Annotated in this window: 16 protein-coding genes; 1 reads left to right on the forward strand and 15 read right to left on the reverse strand. The window is 40.6% G+C overall.

Annotated elements, in window-relative coordinates; all coding sequences use genetic code 11:
* Positions 1–15: 15 nt before the first annotated feature.
* From NCY30_RS04970 to NCY30_RS04995, 6 genes are all read right to left on the reverse strand, one after another.
* Positions 16–507 carry a 3-isopropylmalate dehydratase small subunit gene (locus NCY30_RS04970; RefSeq protein ID WP_022416216.1) on the reverse strand — a complete coding sequence of 164 codons (492 nt, stop codon included), beginning with the start codon at positions 505–507 and terminating at the stop codon, positions 16–18.
* Positions 507–1,781 (reverse strand): 3-isopropylmalate dehydratase large subunit, encoded by a 1,275-nt coding sequence (gene leuC, locus NCY30_RS04975; protein ID WP_055181251.1) that lies wholly within the window; start codon positions 1,779–1,781, stop codon positions 507–509. The genes NCY30_RS04970 and leuC overlap by 1 nt, the downstream gene beginning before the upstream one ends.
* Positions 1,782–1,880: 99 nt before the next feature.
* Positions 1,881–2,714 (reverse strand): PHP domain-containing protein, encoded by an 834-nt coding sequence (locus NCY30_RS04980; RefSeq protein ID WP_006426307.1) that lies wholly within the window; start codon positions 2,712–2,714, stop codon positions 1,881–1,883.
* A 254-nt stretch (positions 2,715–2,968) separates the two neighbouring features.
* Complete coding sequence (locus NCY30_RS04985) at positions 2,969–3,922, reverse strand: TMEM198/TM7SF3 family protein (protein ID WP_161159090.1); 954 nt, start codon at positions 3,920–3,922, stop codon at positions 2,969–2,971.
* A gap of 121 nt (positions 3,923–4,043) precedes the next feature.
* The gene (locus NCY30_RS04990; protein WP_161159091.1) at positions 4,044–4,655 is read right to left on the reverse strand and encodes a DUF6465 family protein; all 612 of its coding nucleotides are present in this window, start codon (positions 4,653–4,655) and stop codon (positions 4,044–4,046) included.
* A 98-nt stretch (positions 4,656–4,753) separates the two neighbouring features.
* Positions 4,754–5,605, reverse strand: coding sequence for a putative manganese transporter (locus NCY30_RS04995; protein ID WP_006426310.1), 852 nt, complete (start codon positions 5,603–5,605; stop codon positions 4,754–4,756).
* Between the two features lie 185 nt (positions 5,606–5,790).
* On the opposite strand from NCY30_RS04995, the gene NCY30_RS05000 reads away from it, so the two are divergent.
* A complete protein-coding gene (locus NCY30_RS05000) occupies positions 5,791–6,705 on the forward strand; it encodes a PEP/pyruvate-binding domain-containing protein (protein ID WP_243141409.1) in 915 nt (304 codons plus the stop codon).
* 85 nt (positions 6,706–6,790) lie between these two features.
* Here NCY30_RS05000 and NCY30_RS05005 read toward each other — a convergent pair whose 3' ends face one another.
* The 9 genes from NCY30_RS05005 to NCY30_RS05040 all read right to left on the reverse strand — a co-directional run bounded on the left by NCY30_RS05005 (position 6,791) and on the right by NCY30_RS05040 (position 14,868).
* Positions 6,791–7,408, reverse strand: a complete 618-nt coding sequence (locus NCY30_RS05005) for a cytidylate kinase-like family protein (RefSeq protein WP_250818530.1) — start codon at positions 7,406–7,408, stop codon at positions 6,791–6,793.
* A 103-nt stretch (positions 7,409–7,511) separates the two neighbouring features.
* Positions 7,512–8,036, reverse strand: a complete 525-nt coding sequence (locus NCY30_RS05010) for a transcription repressor NadR (RefSeq protein WP_161159092.1) — start codon at positions 8,034–8,036, stop codon at positions 7,512–7,514.
* 82 nt (positions 8,037–8,118) lie between these two features.
* Complete coding sequence (gene nadC, locus NCY30_RS05015) at positions 8,119–8,970, reverse strand: carboxylating nicotinate-nucleotide diphosphorylase (RefSeq protein ID WP_022416208.1); 852 nt, start codon at positions 8,968–8,970, stop codon at positions 8,119–8,121.
* Between the two features lie 131 nt (positions 8,971–9,101).
* Entirely contained in the window at positions 9,102–10,295 is a 1,194-nt protein-coding gene (locus NCY30_RS05020; RefSeq protein ID WP_055194802.1) for an L-aspartate oxidase, read from the reverse strand.
* Positions 10,296–10,391: 96 nt separating this feature from the next.
* The gene (locus tag NCY30_RS15430; protein WP_207641758.1) at positions 10,392–10,556 is read right to left on the reverse strand and encodes a hypothetical protein; all 165 of its coding nucleotides are present in this window, start codon (positions 10,554–10,556) and stop codon (positions 10,392–10,394) included.
* A gap of 91 nt (positions 10,557–10,647) precedes the next feature.
* Positions 10,648–10,845: a hypothetical protein gene (locus NCY30_RS15435; RefSeq protein WP_022416205.1), complete on the reverse strand. Its 198-nt coding sequence runs from the start codon at positions 10,843–10,845 to the stop codon at positions 10,648–10,650.
* 86 nt (positions 10,846–10,931) lie between these two features.
* Positions 10,932–12,386 (reverse strand): glycoside hydrolase family 1 protein, encoded by a 1,455-nt coding sequence (locus NCY30_RS05030; RefSeq protein ID WP_044919496.1) that lies wholly within the window; start codon positions 12,384–12,386, stop codon positions 10,932–10,934.
* A gap of 17 nt (positions 12,387–12,403) precedes the next feature.
* Positions 12,404–14,299, reverse strand: coding sequence for a beta-glucoside-specific PTS transporter subunit IIABC (locus NCY30_RS05035; protein WP_250818531.1), 1,896 nt, complete (start codon positions 14,297–14,299; stop codon positions 12,404–12,406).
* 137 nt (positions 14,300–14,436) lie between these two features.
* Positions 14,437–14,868 (reverse strand): PRD domain-containing protein, encoded by a 432-nt coding sequence (locus tag NCY30_RS05040; RefSeq protein WP_243259945.1) that lies wholly within the window; start codon positions 14,866–14,868, stop codon positions 14,437–14,439.
* Between the last annotated feature and the right edge of the window lie 75 nt (positions 14,869–14,943).

Raw genomic sequence — 14,943 nt, forward strand, 5'->3', positions numbered from 1 at the left:
GCTCTCCTTATATGATTACTTTCTCTTGCTGTTTGTATATTTTACAAGTCCACCTGCAGCGATCAGTTTCTGCATGAATTCAGGGAAAGGCTGTCCCTGGAATTCCGTGCCTTTTGTTCTGTCGTAAATCTTACCGCTGTCAAAGTCGATCTCTACTTCATCACCTGCTTCGATTGCTTTTGCCGCTTCCGGACACTCAATGATCGGAAGTCCGATATTGATCGCATTACGATAGAAGATTCTTGCAAACGTCTCTGCGATAACGCAGCTGACACCTGCTGTCTTAAGACATAATGGCGCATGTTCTCTTGAAGAACCGCATCCAAAGTTCTTGTTGGCAACAATAATATCTCCAGGCTGTACTTTATTTACAAATTCAGGGTCGATATCTGCCATTGCATGGCTTGCAAGTTCCTGTGCATCGAATGAATTCAGATATCTTGCAGGAATGATTACGTCTGTATCTACGTTATCTCCGTATTTAAAAACATGTCCTAAAGCTTTCATTATTTGTCACCTACTTTCTCTGGGTTAGCGATATATCCTGCGATCGCACTTGCTGCTGCTACTTCCGGTGATGCCAGATAAATCAAGGAATCTACATGCCCCATTCTTCCTACGAAATTGCGGTTTGTTGTAGATACACATTTTTCTCCTGCTGCCATAACACCCATATGTCCACCCATACAAGGTCCACAGCTTGGTGTGTTGACTGCACATCCTGCGTCTACGAAGATTTCCAGAAGGCCTTCTCTGATACACTGTTTGTAGATCTTCTGTGTTGCCGGAACGACCATAACACGTACATCCGGATGAACAGTATGTCCCTGAAGAATGGCAGCTGCTTTTCTCATATCTTCCATTCTTCCGTTTGTACAGGATCCGATCACGACCTGATCGATCTTGATTGGTTCCATTGCTTCGATCTCGTCAATCGTCTTCGCATTGCCCGGAAGATGCGGGAATGCTACTGTTGGACGGACTTCGGAAAGATCGATCTCTACAACACTTTCATATTCTGCGTCCTCATCTGCTTCGTACACTTTATATTCTTTCTTTGTATGTTCTTTTAAGTATTCTTCTGTCTTTTCATCTACCGGGAATATTCCGTTCTTGGCTCCGGCTTCGATTGCCATGTTTGCCATTGTGAATCTGTCTGCCATGGAAAGATTCTTGATTCCGTCTCCGGTAAATTCCATGGATTTGTAAAGAGCTCCGTCCACACCGATCTTACCGATGATATGGATGATGATATCTTTACCACTTACATATTTGCCAGGCTTTCCTGTCAGTACGAACTTGATCGCACTCGGAACTTTGAACCACAGTTCTCCCATTGCCATACCTGTTGCAATATCGGTTGTTCCGACACCTGTTGAGAATGCACCCAACGCACCATATGTACAGGTATGGGAATCTGCGCCAATGATACATTCTCCTGCTGCAACAACTCCGGCCTCCGGAAGGATTGCATGTTCTACTCCTGATTTTCCCTGTTCAAAATACCAGCTAAGTCCCTGATTCTTTGCAAATTCACGGATCGATTTTGAGTTCTCTGCTGATTTGATATCTTTATTCGGTGTAAAGTGGTCTGGTACCAGTACCACCTTGTCTTTGTCAAATACTTTGTCTGCCATCTGTCTGAAGATTGGCAGAGCCATAGGACCTGTGATGTCATTTGCCATGACTACATCTAACTTTGCTTCTATTAACTGACCGGCTGTCACGCTGTCAAGACCTGCATGAGCTGCCAGTATCTTCTGTGTCATCGTCATTCCCATAACGAACCTGTACCTCCTTGATTTCTCATAGTTTTATACTGTATTTTAGCACAGTAAAAAAGGGCATGCAAGAAATTATAAATTTTAGTGCATAATTTTTCACTTCTGTTTCTTGATATTATGCAGGTATGGGATCTCAATCGGATCGATCGGAGTAGCCGGATTTTCAATTTTTCCCTTCAGAGTTCTTTTGTGTTTCTTAAGGAGCGCACCACCTTTGTTATAGAACCAGAAAGAATATGTCAGAATTTTATGGGCCGGTCCCATCTTGTCTTTTGCCGTCTTTCCATAGAGCACTCCGCCTGCTTCAATCGCAGCTTTACTCCGTATCAATGCGATCAGCTCTGTCTCACAGGTAACTCTTTCCGGAAGAATCGTATAGCCTGTCCCGATGCAGTCCGGTCTGTGTGCATCGCTTCCCCCTATTCCCGGCTTTTTATATTTTTCCGCAAGCTTTCTTGCACCTTCGTTCGATTCTGCAGATTCACATGCATTAAAAGCCTCTATAAAGTCAAATCGCTTGATCAGTTCCGGTGACTTATAGAATCTGCTGGTATTCGTAAAGCTCAGGTACTTTTCTCCGCATGGATGTGCAGGTCCTAAGATTCCACCATGTCTGTGCACAAAGTCGATCAGCACAGACACCGGAAGTCCCTTCACTTCCAGGAGACGCATCTTAACACCTTCCGGCATGATACAGATAATATGACCTGCATCCAGTGTATCGTATTCGATTCCCTTCAGAACTACGAAGTCTTCATGTACCTTTCCTTTCATGTGATATTTCCAGTGACGATAGCCATGATAAGTGTCATGATCCGTGATCAGCATTCCGTCAAATCCTTTTTCTTTCAAGGTTGTGATGTATTCATCCAAGCTTACCCGGCTGTCCACTGAGCCTTCCCGCACATGGCAATGCATATCTATCTTCATAAGTAAGCCTCCTTAACTTTATTCTTAATAGTATTATATCACATCCCTCTTAAATTACAACGAAACTGCTTCCCGGCTTTCTTATATCTTTCTTAATCTGATCTGTCAAAATAATACATCCTGCCTGTAGGTAACAGTTTCTATTGCATATTTCGGCATAAAAAATACCTGATGCAGTTTTTAATTTTCTGCACCAGGTGTTTTTCTTATCACATTCGTATATAGAAATTACTGTCTGTGTCGGATTTTCTTCATTAATCAATATCGTCAGAATGAAAAACTACAACATCTGAATCATCTGTTTCAAAAATCTCCACATCATCTTCATCCAGAAATCCGTCTTCCGGCTCATCCGTTTTTTCAACTGTCACAACATCTTCATCGTCGTCCAGATTATCTTCATCTGGCTTCGTATCATCCAGATCAAATATTTCTGTCACAGTCTCTTCCTTATCTGTATCTTCAGCATTATCCGTTTTTTCTTTATCCCCGGCTGCTTCCATACTTTCTTCCGGCTCTCCATCATCTAAAAGCATTCTTGCTTTTTCAACCTCAGACTCCATAGATACCTGTTCTTTGATCTTCTTTGAGAATATCTTTTCTTTCTTTCCAATCTTTCTGGACTGCATCATCGTCTGAACTACAATTCCGATCACTGCGATTGCTGCACTCATCACATATCCGATCCAGCCAATCTTCGTCATTCCACACACAAACGGTAATGCCATTCCAGCCTCTACACCGCCCATGATGCCAGTCACAAATATAACAAAAAACTCAGCAAAAATTACCGTAAGTATCGCAACGATCAGAGCGATAACCGCACAAATAGCAAGTACTATCACTGACTTTGTTTCAAGCAGCGTAACAAATGTGCCGAAGGATCCGAAAAATGTCATAATAAAGATTCCAAATTTGCGAAGTGCCGCACACATAACGCATAATATTACCGCACACACTGCAACCGCCACAAGCATTTTTGTCATATCAAAGCCGGCAATCACTCCTGCCGTTGCTCCAATAACTGCTCCCACAGCCAGTCCTACAAGTGCCGATAACACCCTTACAATTTTCAGTCCAAACAAAGCTATGATTACTCCTACCACAACTGTTGCGATCAAAGCCCCCATAATTTCCGGCGTCTTTCCTGCAACAAAGATACTCGTGGGTCCGTCTGCCGATTTCAAAACTGATGTTACGTTCTCCATATCCATACTCCTTTCTCTTATACCCCTCATTATACATAACCACCGCTGCCGGTTTTGTATTCTCAAAAGTATAAAAGGCCGTGTTTCCGAAGATTCACAGCCTCTGGTTCCATATCTGCCTTTAGAATGCTACTGCTCCCGTTGATGTTCCGTTAATTACATAATAAACAGCTGACTCTTCTGGCTTTATGTATAAATCCATTGTCTTGATATCTCCGATTTTGTTTCCAGAAGATGTCCATGCTTTTTTTACTCTTGCAATGATTTCTTTTTCTTCCACCTGTTTTCCATAGTATTCAACAAAAGCACTTACTTTAATCTCTTTCTTTGCTGTAGATTTCTTAGCTGTTGTTTTCTTTGTCGTTGTCTTCTTAGCTGTCGTCTTTTTAGCAGGTGCTTTTTCTTCTGCTTTTTTGGCAGTTACTTTTTTCTCTGCCGTTTTCTTTTCTGCTGCCTTAGGCTCGGTTTTCTTCTCTTCTGCTTTCTTCTCAGCCTTTTTTTCTTCCGGCTTAGCTTTTTCTTCTTTTACAATTGAGTTTACTGGCTCTGCCTTTGGAGCTGCGACTTCCTTCTCAGTCTCCTTCTCTATCTTCTTCGGCTCTGCTGCTGCCACTACCTTCACTGTCTCTGCTTTCTTTACTGTCTCTGCTTTTTCTGATGTCTTAGTTTCTGGTGCAGTTACTTTAGCAGTTACATCTTTTGTGGTTGCTGTTGTTACTTTTTTTGTAGCCATTTTATTTCCTCCTAAATCTCTCTAAGCCCTATTACCTAGTTGTCAATATTATAACACATTCTTCCAAAAATGCAATTCCACGCCATATTACATGCACATTACACACCAAACATCTCTAAAATCAGCCCTGCTGCCACAGCAATTCCATATAATACTGCAATAATCTTTACGTTTTCTTTCTTATCCGGATTTACCTTAAACAAAACGACCAGACCAATTCCGGCCCCTGTACACAATCCCGCAATAACCGATGCAAATGAAATTGCTCCACTTAAATATAGCTGTGTCAGAATCACAGATGCCGCACAGTTAGGGAGCAATCCGATCAATGCTGCAATCACCGGCTGGAATACTGTATCCCCCAGCATCATAGCAGAAATCCTGTCAATTCCCAGTACTTCAATACACAGATTTAAAATAAATGTAAATACAAATAAATATAAGAATATCTTTCCGGTATGACGAAGTGCCGGCTTTACAATTCCGGATGAATGATTGTGACATCCACAGTCATGACAGAGTTCTCCTTCATGATGTGGAACTGCAATTTCCTTTTTAAAGAAAATATCCACCAGATATCCTGCAACGATCGCAATGATCACTTTCGCCAGAAGCAATATACCAATCTTGCCGGCATGCTCCGGATTTCCCATAATAATAAGAATTGCTTCGTCCGATGTTGCCAGAAATACAGCAATCAATGTTCCGATCGTAATAATCCCTCCAGAATATAGATTGGCTGCCATAACTGAAAATCCACACTGTGGAACACATCCTACTACTGCTCCTACTACCGGTCCGGCCTTATCTACTTTTATCATAAGCTTTTTTGTAAAATCACTGGAATAGTGTTCCAGTGCCTCTATCAGCAGAAAGGCCAGAAACAGAAACGGGAGCATCTTAATACAGTCAATCGCCGCATCAGTAAATACATCAATCAGCATTTCCATAATTTCTATCTCTCCTTTATCTATTTTTTCATAACATTTTTATTCTAGTTTGTATGTCCGTATTTTTCAAGCAAAACATGCCATTCGGCATTACATATTTTTTCTCAGTTATTCTGTAATTTTCAGTCTTTTTTTCTGTATAATACATTATATATAGACTATTTTCACAGAAGGGAAGTGATCATATGAGTACTTTTGAACGAATCCGGTCCGGTCTTCCGGGTCTTGACTCTATGCTTGATTCCATCCGTATGGGCGATAATGTCGTCTGGCAGGTATCCAGCATGGATGACTATATGCACTTTGTAGCTCCACTCTGTAACCAGCTTTATGAAGAAGGAAAGGAACTTTTATACATGCATTTTTCCGGACACCCTGCTCTTCTTCATACATTGCAGCAGGCTTACCAATATCCTGTCGACATCGAATTCACCATCAATGGAACTGATACCGGTGAATTTGTATTTAACCTGTTACAGTGCAGACCGCTTCAGGTCGGCACAAGAAGAGATGCCGTAACCGTTCCTTCGCTCCCGGAAGATAAAACAGTGTTCTCCGTTACCGGTTCTTCCATGGGCGGGTCCCGGGCAGAAGATATTGACTATGTAGTCTTCGTCGACTCCAGGGCTTATTATGAATTCCCGTATAAACGAAAACCAGATATCGCTCATATTATCGGAGATATCAATCATCATTTCCGCAAAAGCAATCAGAACTTGCTTTTGTTCGTACCTGGACGTATCGGAACTTCCTCACCGGAACTTGGGGTTCCTGTAAGCTTTGCCGCGATCAATCACTTCTGTGCAATCTGCGAAATGTCGGACAGTGAAGTTGGATACATGCCGGAGCTTTCTTACGGAAGCCATATGTTCCAGGATCTGGTAGAGGCAGAGATTTTTTACACCGCGTTATTTGACACTCCAAAGACACGGATTTTTAATCGTACTGTTTTTTACGATATGCCTAACATTCTCACGGAAATACTGCCGGATTGTAAAGAGTATGAAGACATTGTAAAAGTATGCCATACGGAAGGCATGCATTTGAAGTTATACTCAGATATTCAGAACAGTGAAACCGTACTGGGATTCGAATCATAATCAAATACATCACAACACACAAGAAATGAGCAGCGTACACTGCTCATTTCTGTTTTATACATTATTAGATTATATTCATTGTCAGTTATCTTTTATAGATTCCCTCCAGTATATCTACGGTCCCTTCAATTCCAAGAAGGCTTGCATTCAACAATATCTCATGAGAACTGATGCTTCCCCATTCCTGCCCCGTATGGGTTTCGTAATAGTATTTCCGTTCTCTGTCCATTCGTTTAATGCGGTCGAGAGCCTTCTTCTCAGACACATCGTATCTTTCTGCAATACGTTTGATACGGTCAGCCCTGTCAGCACAGATAAATACATTGATACAGTTCGGATTATCCTTCAAGATATAGTCCGCACATCTTCCAACGATTACACATGGTCCGCGTTCTGCAAGCTTTTTGATAATTTCCGTCTGTAATTCATACATCTGTTCAGATAACGGCTGTACATATTCTTCCGAATTAATATAGGAAGAATATCCCATCGGTGTGATCAGATAACTGGATACAAAACTGGTAAGAGACGTCTCATCAATCGCCTTTGCAGTCTCTTCTCTGATATCCATCTTCTCCGCTGCCATTCTGACCAGATTGTTATCATATAACGGAATATCCAGTCTTGTTGCAAGAAGGTTGCCAATCTCATGGCCGCCGCTTCCAAACTGTCTGCCTATTGTTATGATCTTATGTGTCGTCATAGGTATCCCTCCTTCGGATGAAAGTATCACGATTTCTTTGTCCCTATTATACCTGTTTCCGTCAGAAAATACCATATATTTCATTCAATTATTCTGTCAATTTTTATACTGCCTGTCGCCTTTCCTCTACCAGAAATCCTTTTTCCCTCAGCTCCTGCTCGATCAGATCCAGCGTCTCTTCGCTGTCGGCACTGACCTTATGATAATGATAGTTGGATGTGATGTTCTTAAGCGGACTGGACTTGCCACTTCGGATATCTTCCATAAATGCTCCGACCTTTCTCCGGGAACTTAAGGCCAGTTCCGCCTCCATCTTTCCATAGACTCTGTGATGGATCATGACATTGTCTACACATCCTCCCAGGTCAACGATCGTATTCAGCTCTTCTTCCAGCTGTTCATCTGTGTGCTGTACTTTAAATATCCGACACACCGTCTTTGGCTGGTTCAATATATAGCCGCGGTTTGTAGATATGATCTCATATCCTGCTGAGCGGATCAGTGCGATATCCTGCACGATCACCTGACGGCTGACACTATAAAGAGAAGCAAGCTTTGTTCCGGATACCGGAGCTTTGCTTTCCTGAATCTGTCTGATTATCTGTTCTCTTCTTTCAGATCCATGCATTTCCTGTTGCCACCTCCCATGTTATTTTCCCAAATGATCTATTTATCCATGTATTTTTCTCCACACACGGTAATTACATCTATTATACCGCATGAAGGTGCTTTAAGGAAATATCTAAAATCGGTGCGGAATGTGTCAGTGCTCCGCTGGAAATATAATCTACGCCGAGAGAAGTCAGTCTGCTGATATTCTCTTTCGTTACATTACCGGAACACTCGGTCTCGGCACGTCCGTCAATGATGCGGATTGCTTCCTGCATCTCTTCCGTGGACATATTATCGAGCATGATAATGTCTGCCCCTGCTTCTACCGCTTCTTTCACCATATCCAGATTTTCAACTTCTACCTCGATCTTACGTACAAATGGTGCATATTCTTTTGCCATCTGAACAGCTTTTGTCACGCTTCCTGCTGCACCGATGTGATTGTCTTTCAGCAACACTCCATCAGACAGATTATAACGGTGATTGTATCCGCCACCCACTCTGACTGCATATTTTTCAAAAATTCTCATATTCGGAGTCGTCTTTCTGGTATCCAGAAGTTTTGTCTTACTTCCCTCCAGAAGCGATGCTACGGAATGTGTATAACTTGCGATTCCACTCATTCTCTGCAGATAATTCAGCGCAACTCTTTCTCCGGAAAGGAGTACACGGATATCTCCGGTTACTTTCCCCATTAACTGTCCATTCTTTACTTCATCGCCATCTTTGCAGAAAAATTCTACTTTTGTATCTTTATCTAATAATTCGAAGACTCTCTGAAATATCTGAAGTCCTGCGATCACACCATCCTGTTTACAGATCAGATCTACTTCTCCGGTTACAGCTTCGTGCATGACCGCATTGGTGGTCACGTCCTCACTTGAAATATCTTCTCTTAATGCTTCCATGATCAGGTGGTCTACCTGTAAAGTCATTGTTATGTTATTCATATTATGCTTGTCTCCTTTATCATTCTTCCTGTTCGTCTGTTTCTGTCCTTTTCCTGTTTATTTTTCTATTCATTTTTTGACAGATAGCAATTTTTATCTATGCATCCGTATACTGCATTTATTATAACATCTTATACCGCTTTACGTTCAGATATTTTTTCCTGTGTTTCTTCTTTTGTAATCTTTGTTGCTGCGCGCTTTGCAAATACCAGACTTTCCAGAAGTGAGTTACTTGCCAGACGGTTAGCACCATGTACACCATTACAGCTTGTCTCCCCGACTGCATACAGGTGTTCCATAGAAGTTCTGCTGTCTGAATCTACCCAGATTCCACCCATAAAATAATGCTGTGCCGGTACAACCGGGATGCATTCTTTCGTTACGTCATATCCTTCTTCCAGACAATGTTCATAGATATTTGGGAAATGCTTTAAAATCGTTTCTTTTGGTATATGTTCCATAGAAAGCCATACATGATCAGTTCCTTCTTTTTCCATCTCTTCTCTGATTGCTTTTGTCACAACATCTCTTGGAAGCAGTTCGTCTACAAAACGTTCTTTGTTCTTATTATAAAGGACCGCTCCTTCACCACGTACCGATTCTGAGATCAGGAAACGTCTTCCCGGTTTCTTGGAATATAAAGTTGTCGGATGGATCTGTACATAGTCCAGATGTTCCAGACAGATTCCATGCTTCTTTGCAATCTCAATCGCATCCCCTGTCAGATGTGGAAAATTCGTGGAATGCTGATAGGTTCCGCCGATACCGCCACTTGCAAGGATCGTATTTTCTGCATAAATTTCATACGTTCCCTTTTCATTCTTTGCCTTGATTCCTACACATTTATCATCTTCGATGATCACATCTGTCATCTCTGTATATTCATACATTTTCACATTTTCAAGCTTCTTTACCTGTGCCAGCAGCTTGCTGGTGATTTCTTTTCCTGTCACATCTTCATGAAACAGGATTCTCGGTCTGGAGTGCGCTCCCTCTCTTGTATAGGCAAATTCGCCGTCCTTCTTTTCAAACTCTACGCCATACTTTACCAGATCATTGATGATATCTCTGGAATTACGGATCATGATATCTACAGATTCTTTCCGGTTCTCATAATGACCGGCTTTCATCGTGTCTTCAAAATAACTGTCGTAGTCGCTTTCGTCTCTTAATACACAGATTCCCCCCTGTGCAAGGAACGAATCACTGCTTTCCAGATCTGACTTGGTAATTAATATAATATCCTGTTCTCTTGGTAAATTCAACGCGCTGAAAAGTCCTGCGACTCCGCTTCCTACGATTACTGTATCTGCATTCAGTTTCATAATACAACATCCTCTTTTCTATACTGCTTTCCGTTTACGGACAGTCCCTCCACATATATTCTTCTGACCGCTTAAACTTTTCACATTATACCACTGTTATTTACATGTGACAAGACAGTTGTTGTATTTATTCTTTACACGTGATTTTCTATTTAATGCATCATGACGGCTGTCACCGATCGAACCTTTGTATGTAACCAGAAGGTTAAAATGAAAGATATGCTTAATCAGCAGATACAACACAATCGTAAATGCAAACAAATACCCAAACGTACCCCCCCGACATTCCCATATCTCTGCCTTCATATCGGTCGTGCAGATAATGCTTGAGCTGATCAGAAGCAGCTATCACCTAGAGTCCTATTACCACATGTCTTTCCAGCATCGTAAGCCCCTGCGGCATGCTGGTTTTATTCTCCTTCATGACTTCCATCAAATCCATCTTCACTTCCATAACGTCAATCTCTCCCATATCATAGCCGTCTGAAAGAATTTTTTCTTTGTCATCAATTGCAGGTCCTTCGATGTATTCCATGACCAGCGCATGCATGGTCGTATATTCCTGAATTTGTAAACAAAAAAGATTATTGTGCCGGAATTTCATTTCTGTATCACAATAATCTTTTTTATTTATACCTATTTATACAAATTCTCCCCATCAGATTTGATAACACCCTGATACCAGTAAAAGCTATCTTTTTTATAGCGGTTTAATGTACCGCCTTCTTCCTCTTCACGGTCTACATATACGAAACCATAACGTTTCTGATAACCATTTAACCAGCTTAAAAGATCTGTGAATGACCATGTACAGTATGCCAGAACTTCACAGCCTTCTTCAATTGCTTTTCCCAGTTCTTTCAAATGTTCTTCCAGATAATGGATTCTATATTCATCATGAATCTGATCATCTTCTGTCTTTTTATCAAATGCTCCCAATCCATTTTCAGAAATCACAATTGGCAGACCATAACGGCTTGTAATTTCACGGCAGCAAAAGCGAAGCCCCATCGGATCTATCGTCCAATCCCAATCTGTTGTCATAAGATATGGATTTACTGGATTCTTATATATTCCCTGCATTCCCAGTTCTTGGGCAGATCCCTTTACACCTGTTGTATTCATCGTACCATACGGCGTAACTCCATCCATTGGATTATACTCACACACACAACTCTGATAATAATTTACACCCATGAATGTAATCTCTCCGGCAGCTTTTTTCAATATCTCCATATCTTCATCTAAAATTTCCGGAGCATAACCTTTTTTCTTCAGATAAGCCATCGCAGCTTTTGGATAACGCCCATATGCATATATATCCATCCACCAGAAATTTTTCAATTCATCATAATCACGTTTTGCCATTGCATTTACCGGTTTGCAGTCCAACGCATAGGATGGTACATACGCAAAGCTTGCACCAATCTCTCCTTTTCCACCCATTTCACGATAAGCAAGTACTGCCCTGGCATGTGCCATAAAAGCATAATGATTAACCTGATAAAAAGTCTTCTGGTCATCAAATTTTCCAGGCGGATGCTGTGCTGTCAACCAACCAAGAGAAGTAAATATATTCTGTTCGTTTAATGTAATCCAGTATTTCACTTTATCGCCAAAGTTTTCGAAGAGAGTCTTTGCATAAGTCACATAATCCTGAATGATCTCCGGGCTTTCCCATCCACCATACAGATCCACCAGTGCCTGCGGAAGATCCCAGTGGAAAATTGTCACCATCGGCTCAATTCCATATTTCAAGCATTCATCAATAATATCCTGATAAAATGCAAGTCCTTTTTCATTGACCGTACCTCTTCCTTCCGGATAAATACGGGCCCAGGAGATAGAAAACCGGTATGTTTTTAATCCCATCTCTGCCATTAATGCAATATCCTCTTTATAGTGGTGATAATGATCTACCGCTACATCACCGGTCGTTGCTTTATATGTTTTCCCTGGGATACGTACAAATGTATCCCAGTTTGTCACACCTTTTCCATCTTCTTTCCATCCACCTTCAATCTGATAAGCCGCTGAAGCGCTTCCCCATAGAAAGTCTTTTGGAAATCTTGTCACTTTCATTTCTTCCATATCCATATTCCTTTCCTTTACTGAACTTTGATAAGGTTACTTTCTTTTGTTACTTCTCCTGTTGCTGTTTTTTCAACTATTGCATACTGATCTGTGTTTGAAACGATCACCGGCGTTGTTACATCATATCCAGCCTCTTTTATTTTTTCAATATCAAATTCGATCAACACATCACCCTTTTTCACAACATCTCCTGCTGCTTTCTTCGGTGAGAAATATTTTCCTTCCAGATTTACGGTATCGATTCCGATGTGTACCAGAAGTTCTACCCCATTCTCTCCTACAAGACCTACTGCATGTCCCGTTTCAAACATCACATCTACTTTTCCATCAAATGGTGCATAGATCACTCCTTTTTCCGGAACAATTGCCGCACCTTTTCCAAGAATTTCCTGTGCAAATGTTGCATCTGCAACTTCTGACAGTGAAATTGCTTTTCCTTCTGCCGGACTTGCAATATCAATCGCATTCTCCATTACTTTTACTTCTTCTTTGCTTTCTGTTTCCAGCATGTCTAATTCATCATCATTTTCATCTACTACATCTTCAAATCCAATGATCATTGTCGCAATGAATGCAACCACTATTGTAAGGAGAATCGTAAGTGCTGCAAATAACAGACTCTGCGGTTTCCCTTTTTCTACATACTGAACGATTGTTACGATCGCAGGTGTCGCAATACCAAAACATTTCATCTGGAAAAATCCACCAAATAATCCACCTGCAGCAGCACCGATACATGCTCCTAACATCGGACGTTTCAAACGTAATGTTACACCATACAGAGCTGGCTCTGTAATTCCTGCAAATAATGCCGAAAATGCAGAAGATCCGGCAATCTGTTTAAAATCTTTGTTCTTACTCTTTACTGCTACTGCAAGCGATGCAGCACCCTGTGCCATGTTAGAGCAAAGTTCTCCGATACAGATAAAGTTTTCAAATCCTGTGGAAGCAATCATTCCCAGTTTGATTGGTGTAAATGCATGATGCATACCTGCCATAACAACGAAAGGATATACACCCGCCACAAGACCGATCGCAATAAATCCAAGTTTATCATGAATTGTATAAACAACTGTTGATAATACGTTACCACAGATTGCACCTAAAGGTCCAAGAATAATCAATGCAATAGGTGCTTCGATCAGCACTACCAACATCGGTTTTAAGAAGTTCTTGGTTACTACCGGTGTAATCTTATCTACCAGACGCTCGACATATTTCAGCGACCATACTGCCAGAATAATCGGAATAACAGAATAAGCATAAGATGCATATGTTACCGGAATAAATTTAAGAAATTTTACAGTTTCTTTTGCATCATTTGCACTATTCATGAATGAAATAAAATTTGGATGCAACATAATCAACGCTATACTTGCCGCATAATACATATTCGTTCCAAATTTTTTAGATGCAGATATCGCAATCAATACCGGCATAAAGAAAAATGCGCCGTCACCCATAACACTTAACAGATTATAAGTATCACCTTTTGTACTCAGAACACCGATCATTGGAAGTAATGTAAGAAGTACTTTGATCATTGTAGCTCCGATGATCGCCGGAATAACCGGTGCCATGATACCGGAGATTGTATCCATCAGCATAGAAAATACATTCTGTTTTTCCTTATTCTGTGGTGCTTTTTTCGGTACTTCTTTTGAAAAATTTCCAAGCTTATTAAGCTCTGCATAGACATTTGCCACATCATTACCGATGATAATCTGATACTGACCGGCTTTTTTCATGATTCCCATAACGCCTTTGGTCTTTTTCACTGCTTCATCGTCTACAATTGATTCATCTTTTAATGTAAAACGCAGTCTCGTCATACAATGTACCAGGCTGATTACATTTTCCTTTCCCCCGACTCTTTGGAGGATTTTTTTTGCTATACTTTCGTAATCCATTTTCATTTACCTCAATTTTCTTTTTTATTTTTTCATATATATAACAAAGACCCGACTTAAAAGAGCATACGCTTCCCGGGACCGCTGCTTTCTTTTAAGTCAGGTCTTGCTTAACTGAATAATAACAAACCTGCAATCTATTCTGATTGTTCATCTAATATTCTTTTAATGTGTATTAATAAATATAATCTTTCATCTATTGTCAATTTGTAGGAATACTGTTTTTCAATATATTCCACAATTTTTCTGACTCCTGAATAAGCATATTCATTCTCTTCTATCAATACTTTGTATATTTCCTGCATGCTGTCTTGATAAATGGTATTATCAAATACTCTGGTCGCAAAAAATTTCAAATGAGTTAGAAACCGTTCATACGATATCGATTTCTCGTTAAATTCTATCTTAAAATGGATTCTGACAATCTGAAGAACTGCATTAATCAATTTCGTAATCTTATTAACATCTACATTACTTCCGCTGCCAAGTTCGGCCGAAACGATGTGCATCGCTATAAATGCAGCTTCGTCTTCCCCTAGATTCTCATCATTTTGTTCCTTTCTTCTCAATAATGAACTTCACTTCACCTTTCTGCCTTTCTTTTATTCTAGTGAAGCTCTGATATCATCATTCCAGAAAGCATT

Source organism: Dorea sp. MB18-49, assembly GCF_023669465.1.
In the GTDB taxonomy this organism is placed as follows: domain Bacteria; phylum Bacillota; class Clostridia; order Lachnospirales; family Lachnospiraceae; genus Dorea_A; species Dorea_A longicatena.

Bases quoted from the DNA above. Each gene is read 5' to 3' on its own strand.
- NCY30_RS04980 (WP_006426307.1), bottom strand. From the start codon at position 2,714: ATGAAGATAGATATGCATTGCCATGTGCGGGAAGGCTCAGTGGACAGC.
- NCY30_RS04995 (WP_006426310.1), bottom strand. From the start codon at position 5,605: ATGGAAATGCTGATTGATGTATTTACTGATGCGGCGATTGACTGTATT.
- NCY30_RS04970 (WP_022416216.1), bottom strand. From the start codon at position 507: ATGAAAGCTTTAGGACATGTTTTTAAATACGGAGATAACGTAGATACA.
- NCY30_RS05030 (WP_044919496.1), bottom strand. From the start codon at position 12,386: ATGGAAGAAATGAAAGTGACAAGATTTCCAAAAGACTTTCTATGGGGA.
- NCY30_RS05000 (WP_243141409.1), top strand. From the start codon at position 5,791: ATGAGTACTTTTGAACGAATCCGGTCCGGTCTTCCGGGTCTTGACTCT.
- NCY30_RS05035 (WP_250818531.1), bottom strand. From the start codon at position 14,299: ATGGATTACGAAAGTATAGCAAAAAAAATCCTCCAAAGAGTCGGGGGA.
- nadC (WP_022416208.1), bottom strand. From the start codon at position 8,970: ATGAATAACATAACAATGACTTTACAGGTAGACCACCTGATCATGGAA.
- NCY30_RS04990 (WP_161159091.1), bottom strand. From the start codon at position 4,655: ATGGCTACAAAAAAAGTAACAACAGCAACCACAAAAGATGTAACTGCT.
- NCY30_RS04985 (WP_161159090.1), bottom strand. From the start codon at position 3,922: ATGGAGAACGTAACATCAGTTTTGAAATCGGCAGACGGACCCACGAGT.
- NCY30_RS05005 (WP_250818530.1), bottom strand. From the start codon at position 7,408: ATGACGACACATAAGATCATAACAATAGGCAGACAGTTTGGAAGCGGC.
- NCY30_RS15435 (WP_022416205.1), bottom strand. From the start codon at position 10,845: ATGCATGCGCTGGTCATGGAATACATCGAAGGACCTGCAATTGATGAC.
- NCY30_RS05020 (WP_055194802.1), bottom strand. From the start codon at position 10,295: ATGAAACTGAATGCAGATACAGTAATCGTAGGAAGCGGAGTCGCAGGA.
- leuC (WP_055181251.1), bottom strand. From the start codon at position 1,781: ATGGGAATGACGATGACACAGAAGATACTGGCAGCTCATGCAGGTCTT.
- NCY30_RS05010 (WP_161159092.1), bottom strand. From the start codon at position 8,036: ATGCATGGATCTGAAAGAAGAGAACAGATAATCAGACAGATTCAGGAA.